21 protein-coding genes and 1 pseudogene are annotated in these 23993 nt (G+C 59.6%); 8 read left to right on the top strand and 14 right to left on the bottom strand.

Features of this window, described 5'->3' with window-relative positions; all coding sequences use genetic code 11:
* Window positions 1-196: 196 nt before the first annotated feature.
* From FGF54_RS09675 to FGF54_RS09665, 3 genes and pseudogenes are all read right to left on the bottom strand, one after another.
* Complete coding sequence (locus tag FGF54_RS09675) at window positions 197-1099, bottom strand: DMT family transporter (RefSeq protein ID WP_003522862.1); 903 nt, start codon at window positions 1097-1099, stop codon at window positions 197-199.
* 150 nt (window positions 1100-1249) lie between these two features.
* On the bottom strand, window positions 1250-1561 hold the full coding sequence (locus FGF54_RS09670) for a hypothetical protein (RefSeq protein WP_142779531.1): 312 nt from the start codon (window positions 1559-1561) through the stop codon (window positions 1250-1252).
* Between the two features lie 146 nt (window positions 1562-1707).
* Window positions 1708-2635: pseudogene (locus FGF54_RS09665) on the bottom strand (EAL domain-containing protein).
* 211 nt (window positions 2636-2846) lie between these two features.
* Here FGF54_RS09665 and FGF54_RS09660 point away from each other — a divergent pair.
* Window positions 2847-4049, top strand: coding sequence for a pyridoxal phosphate-dependent aminotransferase (locus tag FGF54_RS09660; RefSeq protein WP_003522859.1), 1203 nt, complete (start codon window positions 2847-2849; stop codon window positions 4047-4049).
* A gap of 58 nt (window positions 4050-4107) precedes the next feature.
* Here the strand turns inward: FGF54_RS09660 and FGF54_RS09655 are convergent, their stop codons facing one another.
* Window positions 4108-5214, bottom strand: coding sequence for a calcium:proton antiporter (locus tag FGF54_RS09655; RefSeq protein WP_059757467.1), 1107 nt, complete (start codon window positions 5212-5214; stop codon window positions 4108-4110).
* A 194-nt stretch (window positions 5215-5408) separates the two neighbouring features.
* Here FGF54_RS09655 and FGF54_RS09645 point away from each other — a divergent pair, with 194 nt between their 5' ends.
* Window positions 5409-5675: a DUF2188 domain-containing protein gene (locus tag FGF54_RS09645; RefSeq protein ID WP_003522857.1), complete on the top strand. Its 267-nt coding sequence runs from the start codon at window positions 5409-5411 to the stop codon at window positions 5673-5675.
* Between the two features lie 109 nt (window positions 5676-5784).
* Here FGF54_RS09645 and FGF54_RS09640 read toward each other — a convergent pair whose 3' ends face one another.
* Window positions 5785-6729, bottom strand: a complete 945-nt coding sequence (locus FGF54_RS09640) for a LysR family transcriptional regulator (protein WP_003522856.1) — start codon at window positions 6727-6729, stop codon at window positions 5785-5787.
* An 89-nt stretch (window positions 6730-6818) separates the two neighbouring features.
* On the opposite strand from FGF54_RS09640, the gene FGF54_RS09635 reads away from it, so the two are divergent.
* On the top strand, window positions 6819-7856 hold the full coding sequence (locus tag FGF54_RS09635) for an NAD-dependent epimerase/dehydratase family protein (protein ID WP_142779530.1): 1038 nt from the start codon (window positions 6819-6821) through the stop codon (window positions 7854-7856).
* Window positions 7856-8245, top strand: coding sequence for a DUF6220 domain-containing protein (locus FGF54_RS09630; protein WP_142779529.1), 390 nt, complete (start codon window positions 7856-7858; stop codon window positions 8243-8245). The genes FGF54_RS09635 and FGF54_RS09630 overlap by 1 nt, the downstream gene beginning before the upstream one ends.
* 53 nt (window positions 8246-8298) lie before the next feature.
* Here the strand turns inward: FGF54_RS09630 and FGF54_RS09625 are convergent, their stop codons facing one another.
* The 4 genes from FGF54_RS09625 to trxB form a co-directional block, all read right to left on the bottom strand.
* The gene (locus FGF54_RS09625) at window positions 8299-9411 is read right to left on the bottom strand and encodes an alkene reductase (protein WP_142779528.1); all 1113 of its coding nucleotides are present in this window, start codon (window positions 9409-9411) and stop codon (window positions 8299-8301) included.
* Window positions 9412-9538: 127 nt separating this feature from the next.
* Complete coding sequence (locus tag FGF54_RS09620) at window positions 9539-9829, bottom strand: helix-turn-helix transcriptional regulator (RefSeq protein ID WP_003522852.1); 291 nt, start codon at window positions 9827-9829, stop codon at window positions 9539-9541.
* A gap of 599 nt (window positions 9830-10428) precedes the next feature.
* Complete coding sequence (locus FGF54_RS09615; RefSeq protein ID WP_020011327.1) at window positions 10429-11325, bottom strand: LysR family transcriptional regulator VtlR; 897 nt, start codon at window positions 11323-11325, stop codon at window positions 10429-10431.
* 24 nt (window positions 11326-11349) lie between these two features.
* Complete coding sequence (trxB, locus tag FGF54_RS09610; RefSeq protein WP_003522850.1) at window positions 11350-12324, bottom strand: thioredoxin-disulfide reductase; 975 nt, start codon at window positions 12322-12324, stop codon at window positions 11350-11352.
* 266 nt (window positions 12325-12590) lie between these two features.
* On the opposite strand from trxB, the gene FGF54_RS09605 reads away from it, so the two are divergent.
* The gene (locus FGF54_RS09605; protein WP_020811379.1) at window positions 12591-13058 is read left to right on the top strand and encodes an Lrp/AsnC family transcriptional regulator; all 468 of its coding nucleotides are present in this window, start codon (window positions 12591-12593) and stop codon (window positions 13056-13058) included.
* A 31-nt stretch (window positions 13059-13089) separates the two neighbouring features.
* Here FGF54_RS09605 and FGF54_RS09600 read toward each other — a convergent pair whose 3' ends face one another.
* Both FGF54_RS09600 and greA read right to left on the bottom strand, forming a co-directional pair.
* Window positions 13090-14145, bottom strand: coding sequence for a glycosyltransferase family 4 protein (locus tag FGF54_RS09600; protein ID WP_142779527.1), 1056 nt, complete (start codon window positions 14143-14145; stop codon window positions 13090-13092).
* Window positions 14146-14235: 90 nt separating this feature from the next.
* The gene (greA, locus tag FGF54_RS09595; RefSeq protein ID WP_003522847.1) at window positions 14236-14712 is read right to left on the bottom strand and encodes a transcription elongation factor GreA; all 477 of its coding nucleotides are present in this window, start codon (window positions 14710-14712) and stop codon (window positions 14236-14238) included.
* A gap of 221 nt (window positions 14713-14933) precedes the next feature.
* Here greA and FGF54_RS09590 point away from each other — a divergent pair, with 221 nt between their 5' ends.
* The 3 genes from FGF54_RS09590 to FGF54_RS09580 all read left to right on the top strand — a co-directional run bounded on the left by FGF54_RS09590 (window position 14934) and on the right by FGF54_RS09580 (window position 18905).
* Entirely contained in the window at window positions 14934-16166 is a 1233-nt protein-coding gene (locus tag FGF54_RS09590) for a putative DNA modification/repair radical SAM protein (RefSeq protein ID WP_142780193.1), read from the top strand.
* Window positions 16166-17614: a UdgX family uracil-DNA binding protein gene (locus tag FGF54_RS09585; protein ID WP_142779526.1), complete on the top strand. Its 1449-nt coding sequence runs from the start codon at window positions 16166-16168 to the stop codon at window positions 17612-17614. The genes FGF54_RS09590 and FGF54_RS09585 overlap by 1 nt, the downstream gene beginning before the upstream one ends.
* Window positions 17615-17765: 151 nt before the next feature.
* Window positions 17766-18905: a GGDEF domain-containing protein gene (locus FGF54_RS09580; RefSeq protein WP_142779525.1), complete on the top strand. Its 1140-nt coding sequence runs from the start codon at window positions 17766-17768 to the stop codon at window positions 18903-18905.
* Between the two features lie 79 nt (window positions 18906-18984).
* Here the strand turns inward: FGF54_RS09580 and FGF54_RS09575 are convergent, their stop codons facing one another.
* From FGF54_RS09575 to FGF54_RS09565, 3 genes are all read right to left on the bottom strand, one after another.
* Window positions 18985-19173, bottom strand: coding sequence for a hypothetical protein (locus tag FGF54_RS09575; RefSeq protein WP_142779524.1), 189 nt, complete (start codon window positions 19171-19173; stop codon window positions 18985-18987).
* Window positions 19174-19471: 298 nt separating this feature from the next.
* Window positions 19472-22960 carry a carbamoyl-phosphate synthase large subunit gene (carB, locus tag FGF54_RS09570; RefSeq protein WP_142779523.1) on the bottom strand — a complete coding sequence of 1163 codons (3489 nt, stop codon included), beginning with the start codon at window positions 22958-22960 and terminating at the stop codon, window positions 19472-19474.
* 157 nt (window positions 22961-23117) lie between these two features.
* Window positions 23118-23984 carry a LytTR family DNA-binding domain-containing protein gene (locus FGF54_RS09565; RefSeq protein WP_168208049.1) on the bottom strand — a complete coding sequence of 289 codons (867 nt, stop codon included), beginning with the start codon at window positions 23982-23984 and terminating at the stop codon, window positions 23118-23120.
* Window positions 23985-23993 lie beyond the last annotated feature (9 nt).

The following is a 23993-nucleotide window of genomic DNA, read 5'->3' as shown; positions in this document are numbered from 1 at the left end:
AATTGGCAAGCAAAAGTTTTCACGGGCTTTTTGTCAGATAAAAAACCTGCGGTAGAATAACATCGTGCAATCGCATATTTTTTCCGCAGAAGTGACAGTTGATGAAATAATTGCCGTTTGCCGCAGGATTTCGCGGCAAAATTTGAATGCCCTATCTGGATTTATGGCGGAAAGAGAAAAATAAGTTCTTTTTGCGTCAGGCCGCTCCAGCCATGGATTTTTGCCGTTTGCGCGTCAATTCCGGCACCAGTTCCACGATTAGGATTGCGACGAATATGATCAGGCAGCCGATATAGCCGGCGCCTGAAATGGTTTCCTTCAGGAACACCGAAGCCAGCAAAGCGCCGAAAAGCGCTTCCGAGGACAGGAATATCGCGGCCTGCGGGGCGGTGGTGTAACGCTGGCCGATGACCTGCAGCACGAAGGCGAGGCCGGAGGAGACGAGGCCGACATAGAGGATTTCCGCCAGCGACGCCTCGATGGAGGCCATGCTGATCGGTTCGAACACGACACCGATCATGCAACTAAGAAGGGAGCAAACGGCGAACTGGGTGCAGGAAAGCGCCAGCGGCCTTCCGCTTTCGGAGACGAAGCGCCCGGCCAGCGTGATCTGGATAGCCCAGAAAAAGGCGCAGATGATGCTGAGAATATCGCCCGTGGTCAGCGCCTCGAAAGCGCCGCCGGAGAGCAGGAATATGCCGCCCAGCATCATGAGCGCGCATGGCCAGACGATCCAGTGGGGGTGACGGCGGTAAAGCACGACGGCGATCACGGGTACGAAGATGACGTAGAGCCCGGTCAGGAAGCTGGAATTGGTGACGGTCGTGGTCAGGAGCCCGACCTGCTGGGTGGTGGCGCCGCCGAACAGGGCCAGACCCACGAGGATGAAGCTGCCGATTTCGCGCCGGCGCGGCGGCGATTTCAGCGACCGTGTTTCCATGAGCGCGAAGGGCAGCACGGCGATGGCGGCGATGGCGAAACGCAGGCCGACGAACCAGAACGGGCCGATCGAGGCCATGGCGGAGGATTGCGCGACGAAGCCGCCTCCCCAGATTGCTGCGGCGAGCAGAAGCAGCATATTGGCCTGAATACGCGTCATTGTTGGCACCAGCACGGCAGGGCCGGAAGATCATTCAGTCGCGGCCGCGGCAATTCGGGGATTTTTGAAATATCGATCCGCGATGCGGATGACTGTTTCCGGGTGCTTTAGCAGCAACCTGCCGATGCCGCAAGTCGAGGGGAGGGCCGCTTATTTGTAGCGGCGGGCCTCGTCCTTCAGGCTGCGCCGGGTGAGCGTCAGGCCGCCAATGCCGAGGCCGATAAAGGCCGCGGCCGAAAGGACGATGAGCAGGATGTGGGGACCCGCTTTCGTCGTCGCCGCCACCTGCGGAATGGCGGATGTATGCAGGGTATCGACCGCCTGGGTAGCCGCATTGGCTGAGGTTGCGATGCCGGCGGCCATGGTGACGATGACGAGAAAAGCCGCAACGGCCATCCAGAGGGAAAACAGCGTTCTCTGCGCCCTTAACCTTTCAACGGAAGTCCGATCGTTGGTAAACATGGCTGTCGCCTCTTGTCCCTGTTCTTAAAGGATAAAAGAGGCTTCGAAATGGACGGCTTGGAGACCGAATTCTGGCGTTCCGCGGCATTTATTGCGGCAATATTGTGGCAAAGCCGGTCAGGAGAGCCGTTTGGGCGGATTTGGCGTCAGAGGCCGCGTTTTCCGAAGGTTCGGGTCTGGCGCAGCGGGTGCGGATCGGCGGGGCGTTCTTCCCGGAAAAATGCCGGTGGCGCAGGGCGTCTTTCCGCCCTTGACGGGGCAAAATATTCACTGCCGAGTTCCGGGAAACGTGTGTCGAAACTGGTCGGGGCAAGTTCGGGCTTTGCCAGCACATAGCCCTGCATCAACAGGACGCCGAGTTCCTCGCACAGATCGACCTGCCACGCGGCTTCCAGTCCTTCGAAGACCGGCTCTATGCCATCGGCGCGAAACTGGCTGACGATGACGCGCAGAAGGGCAGCACCCGCCGAATTCTGCATGAAATCGCGCACCCAGCCGGCTTCGAATTTCACATAGTCCGGCTTGATGAGCTTCACCCGGTCGATGTCGGAATCGCCCGCGCCATAGTCATCGAGCGCCACGCGAAAGCCGATATCGTGCATGTGGTAGGCGAAGTCGGCGACCATCTGCGTGTCGGAGGCTTTTTTCTCGGAGATTTCGCAGACGATGCGATCCGCCGTCATGCCGGCCTCGTGGGCGGCAAGACGCATGCGCTCCACTTCCTGGCGCATCTTGGCCGGGGTCTGGAACAGCCCCGGATGGAAATTGACGAAGATGCGGGCGCGGGACCGGTTGAGCCTGCCGGTGTTGAGAATGTGGATCGTGCGCAGGATGCTGTCGATATTTTCGATGTCTTCCGGCGCGACCAGCGAGAAAAATTCGCCCGGCGTTACCGGCTCGCCGTTTGCGATGGGGACGTACCAGACCCTCGAAGGAATCGATGTCAAGAATACCGCTCGCCGTGCGGCGGAAAATGGGCTGCAGGGCCGATTTCAGGTTGAAGGTGCTATAGGCCGTGGACCATGTGCCATCGACCTCGCGGACAAGACTGGAAAAGATGCTTTTGAGCGCCATTTTTCAACCAGCTATAGAGACACGACCTCTAGGCTCGCGAATGTAGCGTATCAAGCGTTACTTCCGGGTTAAGGAAGGTTTAAATTCTGCGATGCAGTACATAAGCCGGCTTTTGACCTTGAAAGAAGGCCTGTCTTTCGACATAGAAAATGCCGCAGATGACAAGTTTTCCAACCTCTGCTGATGTCAACCCCAATAGGACCGATTAAAAATGGCCTTCCTTGCCGACATTCTCTCCCGCGTAAAGCCATCCGCCACCATCGCCGTTACCCAGAAAGCCCGTGAGCTGAAAGCGAAGGGCCGCGATGTGATCAGCCTTGGCGCCGGCGAGCCGGATTTCGATACGCCCGAAAATATCAAGGAAGCGGCCATCGACGCCATCAAGCGCGGCGAGACGAAATACACGCCGGTTTCGGGTATTCCGGAACTGCGCAAGGCGATTGCCGACAAGTTCAAGCGTGAAAACGGCCTGGACTACAAGCCGGAGCAGACGATTGTCGGCACGGGCGGCAAGCAGATCCTCTTCAACGCCTTCATGGCCACCCTGAACCCAGGCGATGAAGTCATCATTCCGGCGCCCTACTGGGTCAGCTATCCGGAAATGGTGGCGATCTGCGGCGGTACGCCGGTTTTCGTCGACGCCACGCTGGAAGACAATTTCAAGCTGAAGCCGGAAGCGCTGGAAAAGGCGATCACGCCGAAGACCAAGTGGTTCGTGTTCAACTCGCCGTCCAACCCCTCGGGCGCCGCCTATTCGCATGACGAGCTGAAGGCGCTGACCGACGTGCTCGTCAAGCATCCACATGTCTGGGTGCTGACGGACGACATGTATGAGCACCTGACCTATGGCGATTTCAAATTTGTCACGCCGGTCGAAGTCGAGCCTTCGCTCTATGACCGCACGCTGACGATGAACGGCGTCTCCAAGGCCTATGCCATGACCGGCTGGCGTATCGGTTACGCTGCTGGCCCGCTGCCGCTGATCAAGGCCATGGACATGATTCAGGGCCAGCAGACCTCGGGCGCAAGCTCGATTGCGCAATGGGCCGCTGTCGAAGCCTTGAACGGCACGCAGGATTTCATTCCGGCCAACAAGAAAATCTTCGAAGGCCGCCGCGATCTCGTCGTTTCCATGCTCAACCAGGCGAAGGGCATCAGCTGCCCGGCTCCGGAAGGCGCATTCTACGTTTATCCGTCCTGCGCCGGCCTGATCGGCAAGACCGCGCCGTCGGGCAAGGTCATCGAGACGGATACGGATTTCGTTTCCGAGCTTCTCGAAGCCGAAGGCGTCGCCGTCGTGCAGGGATCGGCTTTCGGCCTCGGCCCGAACTTCCGCATTTCCTACGCCACGTCGGAAGCGCTGCTGGAAGAGGCCTGCAAGCGCATCCAGCGCTTCTGCGCCGATTGCCGCTGATCGGTTGTGATCTCAAATGAAGAAGCCCGGCAGCGATGCCGGGCTTTTTTCGTTTTGGTCAAAGCCCCAGAAACAGCAGCATGATGAAGGTGGCGAATAGAATGAAATGCGTCATTCCTTCAATCGCGTTGGTCTCGCCGTCATTGAGATTGATGGCGGCGGCGATGAGGGTGATGAAGACCATGACGGTCTGAACCGGCGTCATCGCCATGATGAAAGGCTGGCCCGTATAGAGCGCGATACCCTCCATGACGGGCACGGTGAGGATGACCGTCGACAGCGATGCGCCCATGGCGATATTGACCACGGCCTGCATGCGGTTTCGCAAGGCGGACCGGAGCGCGGTGAGGATTTCCGGCGATGCCGAGATCGTCGCCACCACCACCGCCATCAGCGCCGGCGGCGCGCTGGTGCCCTCGAGGCTTTCGCTTAAGAAGGCCGACATGAATTCCGCCAGCACACCGATCAGCACCACGCCGGCGATGATGAGGCCGATGGAGAGCGATACGCTGCCTTCGTCCTCCTCTTCCGCATGACCGTCCGATGCCTGCCCGGCCGGATGCGCCTTGCGGGGATAGGCGTAGCTGAAGAAATAGCTGTGCGGGCCGACCTGCATTTTGAGGAACAGGGCGTAAAGCGCGATCATCGCGACGATGGTGAAGGCGGAGTAGACATGCCAGCTTTCATTGGGGATGAATTCCGGCACGATCATCGAAATACCCATGGCGGTGAGGATCATCACGCCATAGGTCTTGCCGGAATCGTCATTATAGGGCTGCTCGCCGTGGCGAAGCCCGCCGAGCAGCGCCGCGAGACCGAGAATGCCGTTGATGTCGATCATCACGGCGGAATAGATCGTATCCCGCACCAGAGTGGGCGAACTGGATTCGCTCATGATGATGGCGAGGATCAGCACTTCCACCGCGACGGCCGACAGCGTCAGGATCATGGTGCCGTAAGGGTCGCCGACCTTGGTGGCGAGGATTTCGGCGTGATGGGCAACCCGCATCGAGACCAGGACGATGAGTCCGATCAGCGCGACTGCGGCGATAAGCGCCGCCGTTTTTCCGGCTTCGAATATTGCATGTTCGGCCAGATAGGCGACGATTGCCGCCGGTATTGCCAGCAGCAGCATGCGCTCCTGTTTCAGAATAGAACCCGCCATCGATTTCCCTTCCCCCTGATCGGCTCAGGCTGTGACGTATCGTCCCCCAGATCAAGCAGGATTTGCGCTTGAATGCTTTTGGTAGGATAGTGGTGTTGCAGGACATGCTGCTCATGCCGCGGTGTCCCATCGGGTGCAATGCTTGAAACGCGGTTGTGGTTGCCATGTCGCCTACCGAGACAGGAGGACCATGCATGACCAAAGTGGTATATGAAATTGTCGAACATGACGGAGGCTTTGCCTACCGCATGAACGGCGCTTATTCCGAAACATTCCCTTCTTATGCGGATGCCGTCGAAGCTGCGCGCATCGTCGCCGCCGAACAGCAGGTGGGGGGCGATGACGAGGAAATCAGCTATCAGGATGAGAGCGGCCACTGGCATGAAGAATATAGCCAGGGCGGTGACCGGCCGGAAGCCGAGGTGGTCGACAAGACGACGCAGCAGGCCAGACCGTTTTGATCGGCGATCCGTGGATTTCCAGCAAAGCCGGGATCACTTTGCGTATTCCGCCGGTCTCTTTCAGGCAATTGCGGATGCCGGCCCGCGTGGCATCGATGCGGGATCGGCATTAGCGCCGTTTCGGCGGTGCGCCCGGATCGGTTTCTTTAAGATGCCCCTTGAGGCCTTCGACGAGGGCGCTGAACACGGCACGACATCGCGGCGAGGTCTTGAGATTTTCATGCATCGCGACCCAGGTGTGGAGCGGGATGTCGATTTTCGGAAGAACCTGAACGAGCCGGGGGTCCTTGCGCGCCAGGCCGATCTGACAGACGCCGATGCCTGCGCTGGCGCGGATCATGGCAAGCTGGGCGAGATTGCTGTCGGCGCGGATTTCAAAGGAAATTTCCTCAATATCGGGTATGTCCGGATCGAGCGAGCGCATCCGCTGGATGGCCGCCCGAATGAAAGGCGTCTTGCGGTCGAAACCGACCATCCGGTGATGGTTCAGATCTTCCATGCTCTTCGGGGTGCCGGCTCTTGCCAGATAGTCGCGCGTCGCATGAAATCCCAGACGGAAATTGCCGATATAACGCATCACGATCGCATCCTGCTGCGGTTCGGTCATGCGAATGGCGATATCCGCCTCGCGCCTTAAAAGGTCTTCCAGCGTATCGGAGAGCGAAAGCTCGATTTCAAGCCGCGGGTGAACCTCCTGCATGGCCGTGATGATCGGCGGCAGCATTTCCACGCCGATGATATCGGATGCGCTGATTCGCACCGTGCCTTCGATCTTGCCGACTTCGCCGGAGGCCGCGCGCATGAGGGCGGCGGTCGTCGCCGCGAGATTTTCCGCATAGGGGCGGAGCGCAAGCGCGGCTTCCGTCGGCATCAGCCCGTGCGGCGAGCGGATGAACAGCGGAAAGCCGACGGCCTCTTCCAGCGCGCCGATATGACGTCCCGCCGTCGGCTGGGTGATGCCAAGCTCGCGGGCGGCGGCGGACAGTGAACCGTCGCTCAGCACGCTGAGGAAGGTGCGATAGAAATCCCAGCTGATGTCACGGTTTCTGGTCATAAGATTTTGTATAGCTGCTCCACTCATTTCGATAATTTCGTATACCGCGGAACGGGGCGATACTCCAGCCCACAACAAGGAGTACGGCGATGATATATGAAAACAACGCAAATACAGCGCGGAATGAACGGCCTCTGGCCCTGATTTTGGGGGTGAATGGCGGTGTCGGCAGCCAGGTCTCCAGAATGCTGCAGCAACGGGGATGGCGGGTAAGGGCGATGACGCGCCAGCGGGCGTCAACGGGCGCTACGGATGGCGTCGAACGTGTGGCCGGGGACGCCATGAACCGGCAGGATGTGATGGATGCGGCAAAAGGCGTGAGCCTCATCGTCCATGCGGTCAATCCTCCCGGATATCGCAATTGGGAAAGCCAGGTGCTGCCGATGCTCGACAATAGCATCGCCGCCGCCGAGGCCTGCGGGGCGAGGATCGTCTTTCCGGGCAGCGTCTATAATTTCGGCCCGGACGCCTTTCCGCTTCTGACGGAAGACAGCCCGCAAAGGCCTTTTACCCGCAAGGGCGCATTGCGTGTGGAGATGGAGCGGCGGCTGAAAATGGCGTCGATGCGCGGCGTGCCGGTGCTGATCGTCCGCGCCGGGGATTTCTTTGGGCCGGACGCGAGAAACAACTGGTTTTCGCAGATGCTGGTGAAGCCCGGAAAGCCGGTCCGGCGTGTCCAGAATCCCGCCGCGCCCCATGCCGGGCATCAATGGGCCTATCTGCCGGATGTCGCCGAGACCATTGGCCGGCTGCTGGACCGCGCAGGCGAGCTTCCGGCTTTCGCCGTCTATCACATGGAAGGTTTCTGGGATTTCGACGGGCTGCAATTGGTTGAAGCCATCGAGCGAGTTGTCGGGCATCCGGTCAAGAGGCGGCAGCTATCCTGGTCGGGCATCAAATTGGCCGCTCCCTTCGTTCCCCTGTTCCGTGAAGTGCTGGAAATGCAATATCTCTGGCATATGCCGATCCGGATGAGCAATCGCAGGCTGACGGATTTTCTCGGAACGGAACCCAGAACACCGATCGACATCGCGGTAGCGACGACGCTTGCGAGCCTCGGCTGCCTTGAACAGAGGCCGCAGCCGTCGAGCCTTCCGCATCCGGCCGATGCCGGGGGCAGGGTGTGATGGCCGCGGTTGCGAATGGGATGTCGGCCCGGCGTCGCGTGTTTGCCGTGATTTCGGCAAGCGTGCCGGCGCTGATCTTCGCGCAGGTGCTGCTGGCCGGGCTATCGATCTATTACGATGGATCGCTGCTTTCGCTGCACAAGGGGCTCGGCTTTCTGATCGCCGTTCCGATCCTGTCGCTGGCGGTTCTCGCTTCTCTATATGACGATCTGCGGCCGAATCTTGCCCGCACGCTGGTCCTGCTTGGTCTTTACTGTCTTCAGGTGGCCCTGATGAGCATCGGTCGGGAAACGGGCAATGGCTTCCTGCAGGCGCTGCATGTGCCCAACGCCTTCGTCATGGGCGCGTTTTCCGATTTTGCCGCGCGGCAGACGCGAAGCCTGCGCTGAAAGAAAACGCCGCACTGCTTTCGAGCAGTGCGGCGTCTTTGCTTTATCCCTTATCAGGCAAGCGCTGGATAGTCGGTGTAACCTTCGGCTCCGCCGCCATAGAAGGTCGGCTGGTTCGGCTCGTTGAGCGGCGCGTCGTTTTTCAGGCGGCGGACCAGATCCGGATTGGCGATGAAGGCCTTGCCGAAAGCCACGGCGTCGACTTTACCGCTTTCAACTGCCTCGATGGCGCTCTCACGGTCGTAGCCATTATTGGCGATCCAAAGGCCCTTGCCGCCGGCATTGCGATAAGCGGCCTTGAAGGCTGCATAATCGAAAGGCTTGTCGCCCTGCTTGAAATCGCGCGGGCCGCCGGTTGCGCCTTCGACGACATGGATGAAAGCGAGATCGCGCTTGCCGAGCTGTTCCGCCACGTAATTATAAAGCGGCTGCGGATCGGCTTCGAAAATGTCGTTGGCGGGCGTGACGGGCGAGAGGCGGATGCCGGTGCGGCCTGCGCCGATCTCTTCCGCCACCGCGTCGACAACCTCGAGCAGGAAGCGGGCGCGGTTTTCAATCGAACCGCCATAATCATCCGTGCGCTGGTTGGTGCTGGATTTCAGGAACTGCTCGATCAGGTAGCCATTGGCGGCATGGATTTCGACGCCGTCGAAACCGGCCTCCAGCGCCGCGCGGGCGCCGCTGCGGTAATCCTCGAGGATGAGGCCGATATCGTCGATGGTGAGCGCACGGGGCTCGGAGGTTTCGGCAAAGGCGCCGGTGCCGTCATCATTGATGATATAGGTCTTCGACTTGGCAGGAATGGCGGAAGGCGCGACCGGCTGGCCGCCATGCGGCTGCAGCGAGGTGTGGGAAATGCGGCCCACATGCCAGATCTGTGCGACGATTTTGCCACCGGCCGAATGCACGCCATCGGTAACCTGTTTCCAGCCCGCGATCGCTTCCCGCTTGTAGAGGCCGGGAACGTCAGCGTAACCCTGACCCTGCTGGGAAATCGGCGTGCCTTCGGTGACGATCAGCCCGGCCGTGGCGCGCTGCTCGTAATAGGTGGCGTTGAGATTGTTGGGAATAGCGCCCGGCGAACGGTTGCGGGTGAGGGGAGCCATGACGATACGGTTGGCGAGTGCGATATCGCCGGCCTGTGCCGGTTCGAAAAGACTGGTCATGCGACTTCACTTTCTGGTCGGTTGGCGAAATTGCGCGGGGGACGCGCTGTCTTTCTGTCTGGGTGCCGGAATGAAAACCGCCTTGCGGTTTCCGGTCCGACACCCCGAGGCTCAAAGCTTGGGAGGCTCAGAGATTGGCTTGCAGATAATTGCGGAAGGCGTCGATGGTTTCCTCGTTGCGTTCGAAAAACACCCATTGCCCGACCTTTTTCGACCTTATCAGGCCGGCTGCCTGCAACACCGCCAGATGCGACGAGACGGTGGATTGCGACAGGCCGCTGATCTGAAACTGGTTGGCGCATACACCCATGCTGAGGGGATGCTCCTGGCAGAAGTGACTTTCCGGAGACTTCAGCCATTCCAGGAATTTCAGCCTTGCGGGGTGCGAAAGGGCTTTGAGGATTTCCTCCGGGTTCATCGGTGCTTCTTCAATATCTGGCATGTCCGATATTTATATCGGTCATCATCGATATACAAGTCACGTCTCTGTGAGGATCGAGGGGGCGGGCAGGCATTTCCAAAAAAGAAGGCCGCTGGATATCTCCGCGGCCTGATAAGTTTGAAGGTCAAAACCTCCAGAGGGGAACAGCTGTCGCGTGCCTTGGGCGAGCGTGACAGCTGACTAAAATATGGGTGTGGGAATAATGCAAAACAAGGTTGCATCATGCGATATTTCGCCAATTCGGAGAAAATTCTTGCGGGTAAAAAAAGAGGGCCGCCGGATGGATCCAGGGCCCTTTAAGTGTGAAGGTCAAAAACCTCCAGAGGGGAACAGCTGATGCGGTGGAACTGGGAGGAAAAGCCACCGTGTGCATCAGCTGAGAGCGATATGGTGCTTTTTTGTGCACGAAACAACTCTTTTTTGTGCAGGTCAGGCATGCGCACCACGCAGCCCTCGATATTTCCGGTATATTTTATGTGCAATGCTCCCGGGCGGCGCATGTGCGCCGCTCGAGTATTTCGTAAGATAAGTTATTGAAATTTAATAGCTATGACCGAGTGTCGATTATTTTAACGTCAGAAGTTCCAGTTCCGCGCCTTTGCCACGATGAAGTCGCGGAAGGCTTTCAGCTTTGCAGCGTTTTTCATCTCGTCGGGATAGCAGAAATAGGTATCGAAGGACGGAATATCTGCGGCGAGCGATAGCTGGATAAGGCCCGGATCGCGGCCGACGATATAATCCGGCAAGCAGGCGATGCCGATTCCCAGCAGGCAGGCGCGCTTGATCGAGGTCTGGCTGTTGATCTGCAGATGCGGCGTGCGCGTATTGTCGGAAGAGCGTCCGGCATTTTCCAGCCAGTTAACGTCCAGCAGATAGTTGGGCGCCGGTTCACCGAAGGAGATGATGCGGTGATTGTCGAGATCCTCGATCGATTGCGGCTCGCCGTGGCGATTGATGTAGGACGGCGCGGCGTAAACGTGCATGTGCACCGTGAACAGCTTGCGCTGAATGAGGTCCGACTGCTGCGGCTGGCGCAGGCGGATGGCGCAATCGGCGTGACGCATGTTCACGTCCAGCTCTTCATTATCGAGGATGAGCTGGATCGACATTTCCGGATAGAGCTGTAGGAATTCCTGCACCTTGTCCGTCAGCCAGCCCTGGCCGAGACCGACGGTCGTCGTCACGCGCAGCTTGCCGCTCGGCTTCTCCGTCGTTTCGGTGAGCTGCATCTTCACCGTTTCGAGCTTCAGAAGCACGTCATGGGCGGTGCGGTACAGCAACTCGCCCTGTTCGGTGAGGATGAGACCGCGGGCGTGGCGATGGAACAGCTTGACGCCGACATCCTGCTCCAGCGCGCTGACCTGACGGCTAATGGCCGACTGGGACAAATGCAGCTTGTCGGCAGCATGGGTGAAAGACCCTGCTTCGGCTGCGGCATGAAAAATGCGCAGTTTATCCCAGTCCAATGGCATTGCCATGCCTATCCTGCCTTTCGGTTATTCCGCTGCGACAGCAAGCGGTTGATGCGCGGTGAGATAACGTTCCGCTTCCAGCGCGGCCATGCAGCCCATGCCGGCGGCGGTGATCGCCTGACGGTAGATGTCGTCGGTGACGTCGCCAGCCGCGAAAATGCCTTCCACGTCGGTCGCCGTGGAATCGGGGGCGGTCCACATGTAGCCGTTGTCTTTCAGCTTCACCTTGCCCTTGAACAGCTCGACTGCCGGCGCATGGCCGATGGCGACGAAGACGCCGTCGATGGGGAATTCGCTGATCGTGCCGGTCTTGGTATCACGCAGCTTCACGCCGGAGACGGAAGGCGGCATTGGCGGCTTTGCGGGTGCACCGGTAATTTCGGCGATTTCCGTGTTCCAGAGAATCTTGACGTTTTCCTTGGCGAACAGCCGTTCCTGCAGGATTTTTTCCGAGCGGAAGCTATCGCGGCGGTGCACGACGGTGACCGACTTGGCGATATGGGCAAGGTACAGCGCTTCTTCCACGGCGGAGTTGCCGCCGCCGACCACGATCACATCCTTGTTGCGATAGAAGAAGCCGTCGCAGGTGGCGCAGGCGGAAACACCGAAGCCCTGGAAATGCTGCTCGCTCTCGATGCCAAGCCACTTGGCCTTGGCACCGGTGGCGATGATCAGCGTATCGGCGGTCCAGACCTGACCGGAATCGGTCTTGACGACGAAAGGCCGTACATTGGTTTCAACTTCGGTGACGAGGTCGCTAACGATTTCCGCGCCCACATGCGTCGCCTGCTTCAGCATCTGGTCCATCAGCCACGGACCCTGGATCGGATCGGCAAAGCCCGGATAGTTCTCGACATCGGTGGTAATCATCAGCTGGCCGCCCTGTTCCATGCCGGCGATCAGCACGGGTTTCAGCATTGCGCGGGCCGCGTAGATCGCCGCGGTATAACCGGCGGGACCGGAGCCGATGATCAATACCTTCGTGTGGCGGGCAGACATGGAAGCGTTCCTTTCAATAACGGGGCCTTTCCCTGGCAGCGCCTTTCGGCACCGGGCCCTGGAGCCGCATGACGGCGGACAGGCCGCAACCCCTTCGTTGCCCGGTATTTAAGGTTGTCTAGTGTCTTTATTCAAGGGCAGCCTTGCGTTACCAACAAGGCAGTTGTGGATGCGCGCGCAATTTTGTGACCGGGCGGTGGCATAATGTTGCGAATCCCGCGCTGAATAGTACAAGGAAGTTCCACAGCTTAACGAGGTACTCCTCCGTGACCAGCGTCGAACTCGATGCCATCGATCTGAAAATCCTGCGCGAATTGCAGCGCGACGGGCGCATGACCAATGTGGAACTGGCCGAAAGGGTCGGTATTTCCGCGCCGCCCTGCCTCCGGCGCGTCCGCAAGCTGGAAGAGGCAGGCGTGATCGAAGGTTATCACGCCATGTTGAACGCGCCGAAGCTCGGTTTCGATCTCGTTGCCTTCTGCATGGTCGGTCTCAAGCGCCAGTCGGACAGTAATCTAAAGGCTTTTGCGGCGGCAACCGCGGGCTGGTCGCTGGTGCGTCAGGCCTGGATGGTATCGGGCGAAAGCGATTTTCTGCTGCATTGCGTGGCGAAAAACCTGACCGAGTTTCAGGATTTCGTCATCGAGGTTCTGACGGCGGACGAAAATGTCGATACGGTGCGCACCATGCTCACCATCCGGCAGGTCAAGCGCGTCGGTCTTGTGGAAATCTGAGCGGCAGGCTTTGTTCCTGCCTTAAGACGCGTTAACCGCGCCGCAAAGCCTCATAGACTTCGCCGAGACTCGTGGCCTCTTTCTCAAGCGGAAATGTGCTGCGTACATGCGAAAGCCCGGCCTTTGCATGGCTCTCGGCCAGAGCCGGATCGGCAAGATAGGTCCTTATCGCATCCCTGAGCGATGCATAGTCACCCGCCTCGACGACAGCGCCGGTTTCGCCCCTGACGATCATTTCCTCATAGGCGCCGGCAGTGCTGGTGACGACGGCCGTTTCCGATGCCATGGCCTCGAGCGGCGTCAGGCCAAAACCTTCGTTGCGGGATGGGGCGACATAGAGCGTCAGCCGCCGGTACCACGGCTTGATGTCGTCCACCTCACCCTGAAACACGATGCGGTCCGAAAGGCCGGCGGCCTTGACATCGGCCTCGAGTGTCTCGGCAAAAGCCTTGTGTTCCGCCGTTACCCGGCCGGAAACAATGGCTGTCCATTGCGGATGGGCGGGCAAAAGCTCGATCATGGCGCGCACGAAGAGATCGGTGCCCTTCTGGCGGCGCACCCGTCCAAAGCAGCCGATGAGATATTGTCCCGGCAGGCCGGTTGCCGCGATTGTGTCTTCCGGGCCGGTTGCCGGATGGAACAGGTCGGTATCGACGCCATGCATGACAACGCGATGGGGTACTTCCAGAAACGAGCCGGAGCGGGTGCTGGTCGCAACCACGGCGTCCATCTTCGAAATCAGAAACCGGGTATAGGCGGAATGCCGCCTCTGTGCGGCTGAGGTGAACAGCAGCTTCACCTTCATGCGCAGCACGTCACGCATGAAAAGACCCGGCAGCATTTCAAGATTGCGCCGGGCATGCCAGATGCGCGGGCCGCCCTGCGGGCCGTTTTGCCAGAGCCGCCACAGATCGCGGAAACGCACATGCGGCAGATGCGGCGGCAAACCCGGTCCAATGACGGCCACCTTCTGTCCCAGCCGGTTCTGCACCGGAATAAGTTGAACGATGGTGGAGGTGACGCCGGAGAGCCTGCGTTTGAAGTTCGGCGCAAGCACCTGCACATCTTTCAGACTGACGTGGGACAAGATGGGCTTCCGTCTTTGCGGCTAATTCGGGGGATTGAAGACGTCAAGAAAAGCAATGCGCCCGCATGGGGCGCATTGCATGTGAGGGGATCAGCCCCACTGTACCGCGAGAATCTCGTAGCCCTTGGCGCCGCCAGGCGCGTTGACTTCGATGCTGTCGCCGACTTCCTTGCCGATCAGCGCGCGGGCGATGGGCGAGGAAATGGAGATGCGGCCGGCCTTCACATCGGCTTCTTGGTCGCCGACGATCTGATAGGTCTTTTCCTCGTCGCTATCCTCGTCCACCAGCTTGACGGTGGCGCCGAACTTGATCTTCGAGCCCGACATCTTGGAGAGATCGATGACTTCCGCACGCGCGGTCAGGTCTTCGAGTTCGGTGATGCGGCCTTCATTGTGGCTCTGTGCTTCCTTGGCAGCATGGTACTCGGCGTTTTCCGAAAGGTCGCCATGGGCGCGCGCTTCCGCAATCGCCTCGATGATACGGGGGCGTTCCTCCTGCTGGCGCCAGCGCAGCTCCTCCTGCAGCTTGACGAATCCACCCTGAGTCATCGGTACTTTTTCTACCATTTTTTTATCCTTCGCATTCCGGTCGCGTTACTTGCAGACACAAAAAGAAACAGGTTCCGGAGGGGAACTCCGGAACCATGCCAAAATCATAACTGAGCCGACTATATCAGAAGACGACAGCGAAATGCCAGTAAATTTGAGGCGCGCATATTTTCTTACGTAATCAATGCCTTACCCTATGTCATTGACATTCGTCTATGGAACATATAGTGAACATAGACATGAAGAAGTCGATCAGGCAACGGCTGGCCATTCTCTCCGACGCAGCGAAATACGATGCCTCCTGCGCATCCAGCGGCACGACAAAACGCAACTCCGCAGCATCGGGCGGTCTGGGCTCCACGGAAGGGTCGGGCATCTGCCATGCCTATGCGCCGGACGGGCGCTGCATTTCGCTTTTGAAAATCCTGCTCACCAATTTCTGCATCTATGATTGCGCCTATTGCATCAACCGCTCCTCCAGCAATGTCGAGCGGGCGCGGTTCACGCCGGAAGAGGTGGTTTGGCTGACGCTGGAGTTTTACCGGCGCAACTATATCGAAGGGCTGTTCCTGTCCTCTGGCATCATCCGTTCCTCCGATCATACGATGGAGGAGATGGTGCGCGTGGCGCGGGAGTTGCGGGTTACCCATGGTTTTCGCGGTTATATCCACCTGAAATCCATTCCCGAAGCATCGCCCAAGCTCATCGAGGAGGCAGGGCTTTACGCGGATCGTCTCTCGATCAATATCGAATTGCCGACCGATAGCGGCATTGGCCGTTTCGCGCCGGAAAAGCAGCCCGTCAATATTCGCCGCTCCATGGCCGATATCCGCCTGAAGATCGAGGAGGCCGGGGAGCCGACCGTCCGGACACGCAAGACCAGGCGCTTTGCGCCGGCCGGGCAGAGCACGCAGATGATCGTGGGGGCGGATGGCGCTGACGATAGCACCATTCTCTCCACCAGCGCCCGGCTTTATGGCAGCTACGGTTTGCGGCGCGTCTATTATTCGGCCTTCAGCCCCATTCCCGATTCGTCGAAAAACCTGCCGCTCATCAAGCCGCCGCTGATGCGGGAACACCGGCTTTATCAGGCCGACTGGCTGTATCGCTTTTATGGCTTCGATATCAGCGAGATAACGGCAATCGGGGGCGACGGCATGCTCGATCTCGATATCGACCCGAAACTCGCCTGGGCGCTGAAACATCGCGACCGTTTCCCGGTGGACGTCAATGCGGCGGATCGGGAAATGCTGCTGCGCGTGCCCGGTTTCGGCACCAAGACGGTGGCCTCGGTTCTCTCGTCGCGGCGGTTCCGGCGGCTGCGGCTGGAAGATATCGCGCGTTTCGGCGTTTCCCTGAAAAAGGTGAAGGCTTTCATCGTCGCCCAGGGCTGGACGCCGGGCAAGCTGACCGAGCGGCCGGATTTGCGGGCGATGTTTGCGCCGCAGCCCGAACAATTATCGTTGTTGTGATGTATGGCCCGGTGCTGGAAGGGCGGGGCGATTTCGGCGAGTGGCGCGATGTCGCGCGTGCGGCCCTTGCCGCCGATATTCCGCCGCAGACGATTGACTGGCGGTTGCGGGATGACGGGGCAGGGCTGCTGGATTTCGCCGGTGAGCCCTTGCCGACGGTCGATGCCGGCAATGGGCAGGTTTCCGTTCCGGCCTCGTTCGTGGCGCTGGCGCAGGCCGTCATCTGCCACGGCGATCCCGGCCGGTTTGCGTTGCTTTACCGGTTATTGTGGCGGCTGAATCGGGATCGCGCCCTGTTGCAGTTCAAGTCCGATCCGGATGTTGCAGAGGCCCGCTTGCTCGAGAAATCGGTGCGCCGGGATTGTCACAAGATGACGGCCTTCGTCCGTTTCAAGGAATTGCCCTTGCCGCAGGGGCAGGGCGGGCGACGGCGGTTCGTTGCCTGGTTCGAGCCGGATCATTTCATCGTCGAGCGAACGGCAACGTTTTTCCAGCGGCGGTTTACCGATATGGACTGGCTGATCGCCACGCCGAAAGGGTCCGCCCGATGGGATGGACGCGAGCTGCAAACCTCGCGGGAGGCGGCGGCGAAGCCTGATCTGACGGACGAGACGGATGAACTCTGGCGGACCTATTATGCCAATATATTCAATCCGGCGCGCCTCAAGATAAAAGCCATGACGGCGGAGATGCCGAAGAAATACTGGAAGAACCTGCCGGAAGCCGATCTCATTCCGGGTCTCGTTCTCGGTGCTGAGGCGCGGGTGCTGGAGATGGCCGCCAGGGCGGCAAGCCAGCCGCAGCCCTTTCACCATCGCCTGCAGGCTGCGGCCGCTGCCCGGGAGACGACGCAACCCGTGCCGGACGGGACACTCGCGTCGCTGGCGCGCGAGGCTGGCCACTGCACCCGCTGTCCCCTGCATTGCAGCGCCACGCAAACGGTTTTCGGTTCGGGGCCGGAGGATGCGGAAATCATGATCGTTGGCGAACAGCCGGGCGATCATGAAGATCTGTCCGGCAAGCCTTTTGTCGGTCCGGCCGGCCAGCTTTTCGATCGGACTCTTGCCGATGTCGGTATCGAGCGCAAAAAGCTTTATGTCACCAATGCTGTCAAACACTTCAAATATGAAACGCGCGGCAAACGGCGCATCCATCAGCGGCCGAATGCGGGCGAAGTGGAGCAATGCCGCTGGTGGCTCAATCAGGAAATCGCGCTCGTCCGGCCGAAGCTGATCGTTGCCATGGGCGCAACGGCGCTTTATGCGCTGACCGGCGGTAAGGAAAAGCTCTCGGAGATTCGGAGCCGTCCTCTGCCGATGGAGGAAGGCCGAACGCTTTTTGTCACCGTGCATCCGTCCTACCTCCTGCGCCTTGCCGATGCGCAGGTGAAAGAGGCGGAAACGATGCGGTTCAAGGAGGATATAAGTTTTATTAGAATATTCGAATAAATTTCCATTTGCGCGTTGGGGATTTATTCAATATTTGAGGCATAACTTGCAGTAGTATCATTTACTGATTATTTATCTGTTATTTTGATTGAAATTTTATACTTACTACTATAATTAATCTCTCCGAATTTATTTACCGTATGGACAAATCATGTTGGGTGAACTCGACCTTACGACAGTCATACTGATGCAAAAGTGTTCTTACATCGTTGGGCTTTTGAGTTTTATCTATCTGAAAATGACCAATCGCGGCTTGCGCGGTCCCGTCCCCCCTGCGGCGGGTTTCGCCTCGATGGCGATTGGCTCCACGCTTGCCGGTTACGGCGAATGGGGAATATTGTCGCCGGCCCTGTGGCGGCTCGGCAGTGTCGTTTTCGGTATTGTGGGTTACGCGTTGATCTGGCTCGGCTTGAAGGCGTTGAGCGATGGGCGTTCCGTCGACCGACGGACCGTATCCATTGTCTGTCTCATCTCCGTGCTGGCGATGATGGTCGCGCAGCAGGTGGCGGACAATAATGCGTATCGCGCGGCGCTCTTCAATGGCTGCGCATCGCTTGCCTATCTCGCCGGGGCATCGGTGCTTTTGGCCAGATGGCGCAGGGAGCCGCTGCTGTCTCGCCTGGCGCTGGGTGGCATCACCGGCGTCTCCGGTCTCATTTCGCTATCGGTGGTGAAAAGCGTGCTTTTGCCCGATTATGCCACCATCAATCTGGTCAATGCGTTTTTCTTCATCATCATGCTGAACTTCGCCATTGCCCTGTTCGTGATGATGCTCGTGGCCGAGCGGTCGGAACGCAAACTGCTGGTTCTTGCGAATACCGACCCGCTGACGGGCGTCAAGAACCGGCGCTTCTTCTTCCAGACCATGCCTGCGACGCCGGATCCCGCCGATGCGGCCATGTTGCTGGATATCGATCACTTCAAGTCGATCAACGACCGTTTTGGCCACGCCGTCGGCGATAGCGTGCTGCAGGAAGTGGCGAAGCGCATCGGCGGCAGCATCCGCGGCGGGGACGTGCTGGCGCGTTACGGCGGAGAGGAATTCATCATCTACCTGCCGGGCGCCGGCGTTCGCAAGGCCTGTATGATCGGCGAGCGCATTCGCGATGCGATTGCGGTAACCGAGGTCGATTGCGGCGGCCTGCGTGTCGGCGTCACCATCAGCATCGGCGTTGCCGCCACTGGCGAGATGCGCTGCGATCTCCAGACGCTCGCGGAAATGGCGGATCGCGCACTTTACCGCGCGAAGATGGAAGGGCGCAATTGCGTTCGGGAGGCGCAGGCGGCATAGGCGGGGCTGCGGGCCATCGATCTTTCCGCAGGGCCGCACCGCATCTTCGTGTCGTGTAGCGTCGTTGTTGCCCTTCGGTCTAAATGGGCGGCTTGTCTGCTTCATCCGCCGTGGCGCGGCGGGACAGGGCCTCTTTTAGAAGAACCTCGATCTGGGCATTGACGCTGCGCAATTCGCCGCTCGCGGTGTGCCGGATCATGTTCAATATTGCGGGTTCGATCCGCAGCGGAAAAGCCACCCGCTCCGGTCCCGGTGGACGTCCAGCCATGGTCAGTCCCTCAAGGCGGTGCTTTGGCCTGTCGGGGCCAGGTGTCCCATCGCTGGGATACTATGGCGGGGTGCCTCAGCATCTTCATGGAGCGTTTGACCGGAGCTTTCTCAACGGCGCGGCGAATGGCTGCGTGCGATCCGTCATTGAGCAATAGGGACATCATGGGCCTCGTTCGAACCTGATGTTTTGATACCGGCAATGAATTGCAGCAGGATTACGCAATGCAAAACGCCGCGGGCATGGTGACCCGCGGCGTTTTGTTTTCATTCAGCGCTGGAACCTGCGGTCCTGCAGCTTACTGGAAGTAGCTCTGCAGCGGCTTCACTTCCAGATTGCCGGCCTTCAGCGCCTTGATAGCGAGGGCTGCGGCTTCTGCGCCGGCCATCGTCGTGTAATAAGGCACCTTCTGCATCAGCGTCGCGCGGCGCAGCGACTTCGAGTCAGAAATCGCCTTGTTGCTGTCGGTGGTGTTGATGACGAGCTGGACCTGACGGTTGCGGATGGCGTCTTCGATATGCGGACGGCCTTCCTGCACCTTGTTGATCTTTTCGGCATTGATGCCCTTTTCGGCAAGGAAACGCTGGGTGCCGCCGGTGGCCAGCACCTTGAAGCCGCTTTCCACGAGAATGCGGATGGCGGGCAGAACGCCTTCCTTGTCCTCGTCACGCACCGAGACGAAGACCGCGCCGGAGCGGGGCAGGTCGACGCCGGCGCCGAGCTGGCTCTTGGCGAAGGCCAGCGCGAAATCGGTATCGAGGCCGATGACTTCGCCGGTCGAGCGCATTTCCGGTCCGAGCAGAATGTCAACGCCGGGGAAGCGGGCGAAGGGGAAGACGGCTTCCTTGACGGCAATGTGCTTCAGGTTGCGCGGATCGGGCTTTGCGCCGTAAGCGGCAATCGCCGGATCGAGCTTCTCGCCGGCCATGACGCGGGCGGCGATCTTGGCGATCGGCGCGCCGATGGTCTTCGCCACGAAAGGCACGGTGCGCGAGGCGCGCGGATTGACCTCGAGAACGTAGATCGTGCCATCCTTGATGGCATATTGCACGTTCATGAGGCCGCCGACATTGAGCGCCTTGGCAAGCGCCGTCGTCTGGCGTTCCAGCTCGTCGACGATCTCCTTCGACAGCGAACGGACCGGCAGCGAGCAGGCCGAGTCGCCCGAATGGATGCCGGCTTCTTCGATGTGCTCCATGATGCCTGACACGAAGACGCTTTCGCCGTCACACAGCGCATCGACGTCCACTTCCACGGCATTGGTCAGGTAGCTGTCGAACAGCAGCGGGTTCTTGCCGAGCAGGGTGTTGATCTGGCCGGTCTTGTCGTTCGGGTAACGCTGCTTGATGTCCTCGGGTACGAGGCCCGGAACCGTGTCGAGCAGATAGGTCTGGAGCTGGCCTTCCGAATGGATGATCTGCATGGCGCGGCCACCCAGAACGTAAGACGGGCGAACGACCAGCGGGAAGCCGATTTCCGAAGCGACGAGGCGGGCCTGCTCGACCGAATAGGCAATGCCGTTGTTCGGCTGGGCAAGATCGAGCTTCATCAGCAGCTTCTGGAAGCGGTCGCGGTCTTCGGCAAGGTCGATCATGTCAGGCGCCGTGCCGAGGATCGGGATACCGTTCTTTTCCAGCGCTTCGGCGAGCTTCAGCGGCGTCTGCCCGCCGAACTGCACGATGACGCCGACCAGCTCGCCTTTTTCCTGTTCGGCGCGCATGATCTCGATCACGTCTTCGGCCGTCAGCGGCTCGAAATAGAGGCGGTCGGAGGTGTCGTAGTCGGTGGAAACGGTTTCCGGGTTGCAGTTGATCATGATGGCTTCGAAGCCGGCATCCTTCAGCGCGAAGGCGGCGTGGCAGCAGCAATAATCGAACTCGATGCCCTGGCCGATGCGGTTCGGACCGCCGCCAAGGATGACCACCTTCTTGCGGTCGGAGACCTGCGCTTCCGAGCGGGCTGCGCCGACGAAGGGAATTTCATAGGTCGAATACATGTAAGCGGTCGGCGAGGCGAATTCGGCCGCGCAGGTGTCGATGCGCTTGAAGACCGGACGAACATTCAGGCTGTTGCGCAGTTCGGCCACTTCCTTCGGACGCTTGGACGTCAGGCTGGCGAGGCGGGCGTCGGAGAAGCCCATGGCCTTCAGCATGCGCAGGTTTTCGGCATCCTGTGGAAGACCATGCTCGCGGATGCGGGCTTCCATGTCGACGATGGCCTTGAACTGGGCGATGAACCAGGGGTCGATCTTCGAGTTTTCGTGGACTTCCTCTTCGCTCATGCCCATGCGCAGCGCCTGGGCGACCATGCGCAGGCGGTCCGGCGTCGGCGTGCCGATGGCGGCGCGGATGGCGTTCTTGGAGCCTTCGCCTTCCTCGTAACCGGGGATTTCGATTTCATCGAGACCGGTGAGGCCGGTTTCCATGCCGCGCAGCGCCTTCTGCAGCGATTCTGCGAAGGTGCGGCCAATCGCCATGACTTCGCCGACCGACTTCATGGCGGTGGTGAGGATCGGCGAAGCGCCGGGGAATTTCTCGAAGGCGAAACGCGGGATCTTGGTGACGACGTAGTCGATCGACGGCTCGAACGACGCCGGGGTCGCACCGCCGGTGATGTCGTTTTCCAGTTCGTCCAGCGTATAACCGATGGCGAGCTTGGCGGCGATCTTGGCAATCGGGAAGCCGGTTGCCTTGGAAGCGAGAGCAGACGAGCGCGACACACGCGGGTTCATTTCGATGACGACCAGGCGGCCGTCCTTCGGGTTGACGGCGAACTGCACGTTCGAACCGCCCGTTTCCACGCCGATCTCACGCAGCACCGCAATCGAGGCGTTGCGCATGATCTGGTATTCCTTGTCGGTCAAGGTCAGCGCCGGCGCAACGGTGATCGAGTCACCCGTGTGGACGCCCATCGGATCGATGTTTTCGATGGAGCAGATGATGATGCAATTGTCCGCCTTGTCGCGGACGACTTCCATCTCATATTCCTTCCAGCCGAGAACCGATTCTTCGACCAGAACTTCCGTCGTCGGCGAGGCGTCGAGACCGCCCGAGACGATATCGAAGAATTCCGAGCGGTTATAGGCAATGCCCCCGCCGGTTCCGCCAAGCGTAAAGGACGGGCGGATGATGGCCGGCAGGCCGACATGATCGATGGCCTGAGCGGCGATTGCCATGGCATGGGCCATATAGCGCTGCTTGCGGTCGGTTTCGCCGAGGTTCCACTGGTTTTCGAGATCGTCCAGCGCCTTGTCGAGATCGGGACCGGAAAGCTTGCCCTTCAGCTCGGTGCGGGCTGCCTCGTGCTTCTTGCGGTCGGCATCCTTGATTTCGGTGGCGTTTGCCAGCATGGAGCGTGGGGTTTCAAGGCCGATGCGGGCCATGGCTTCGCGGAAGAGAGCGCGGTCTTCGGCCATGTCGATGGCTTCCGGCTTTGCGCCGATCATTTCCACATTGTAACGGTCGAGAACGCCCATGCGCTTGAGAGAGAGCGCGGTGTTGAGCGCGGTCTGGCCGCCCATAGTCGGAAGAAGCGCATCCGGACGTTCCTTGGCGATGATCTTTGCCACGACTTCGGGCGTGATCGGCTCGACGTAAGTGGCGTCGGCAAGGCCCGGATCGGTCATGATCGTCGCCGGGTTGGAGTTGACCAGGATGACCCGGTAACCCTCTTCCTTCAGCGCCTTGCAGGCCTGGGTGCCGGAATAGTCGAATTCACATGCCTGACCGATGACGATCGGTCCCGCGCCGATGATGAGGATGGACTTGATATCTTGGCGCTTCGGCATGGCTCTCTCGTTCCGCTTTTCGGTTGCGCAAAACACCGGCCAGGGTGAAGGATCACCGGTCGGGGGGCGCAATTCAAATGTTTTCAGGCTAGAAGCGGCTTATAGGCAAATGTTTTTGAGAACGGAACCCCATAAATTCCGGAATCGACAGAAACTCTTAACGGGCAGGGGCGTGTGCGGTGAAACGGGCCTGTACCGCAGCACTGTAAGAGCGGCTGACGGGGATTTCACTGCCGTCTCTGGTCATGACATGCAGACGGCCGGCCTGTTTGCGCAGGGAGACAAAGTCGGCATCGGCAATCCAGTGGGAACGATGCACCTGTAAACCCGCCGTCTGGCCGAGTTCTTTCAGCGCATCGGCAAAACGTAGCAGAACCAGCTGCTGCCCGCGCGTGGTGACGATTTGCGTGTAATGATCCTGCACCGACAGCCGCAGCAATTCTCCGCGCTTTTGCGGCGGCAATCGTTCCAGCAAGGGGATGATGCTTTTCACGTCCCTATCTGCATTTGCCTTTGTGTCCGTTTCGGCGTCCGCCACCTTTTCGAAGGACTGGCGGGTCGTAAGGTAACTCAACAGGCAGAAGATCGCGCAGAGCGGGAGGGATGAGAGGCTGCTCTTCAGAACCGGCGTGAGACCCATCTCCTTGCCGTAGAAAATCTGATTGGTAATGGCGAGCAGTAGCCCGATCGGCAGTGCCGCCGTCAGCGAGCCGATCATCATGCGTGTCAGCATGTTGTCGATGTGGCCTGCAAGGATCGTCTTGGCGATGACCGAAAAGGAGATGGCGAGCATCCAGGCGCCCGCCTGAACGATTGTCCAGTAAAGCAGCCGGTCGGCGAAGCCCATGGTTTCGCTGGTCCCGAAAGGCCCGGTCAAGATGAAGATCGCCAGCACGGCAAGAAAGGTCAGCCACAGCCTGCGCGATTGCAGCATGGCGTGCATTTCACGAAGCGTGAATTGCAGAGACGGGTGATCCACGAAGTTTTCCTGCTGATGGCGCCAATCCGTTTTTCTTCTCCGCATGTTTTGCCG

Source organism: Agrobacterium sp. T29, from assembly GCF_006970545.1.
Taxonomy (GTDB): domain Bacteria; phylum Pseudomonadota; class Alphaproteobacteria; order Rhizobiales; family Rhizobiaceae; genus Agrobacterium; species Agrobacterium leguminum.
Note: the sequence above shows the minus strand (reverse complement) of the source record. Positions and strands in the feature narration are given on the sequence as shown.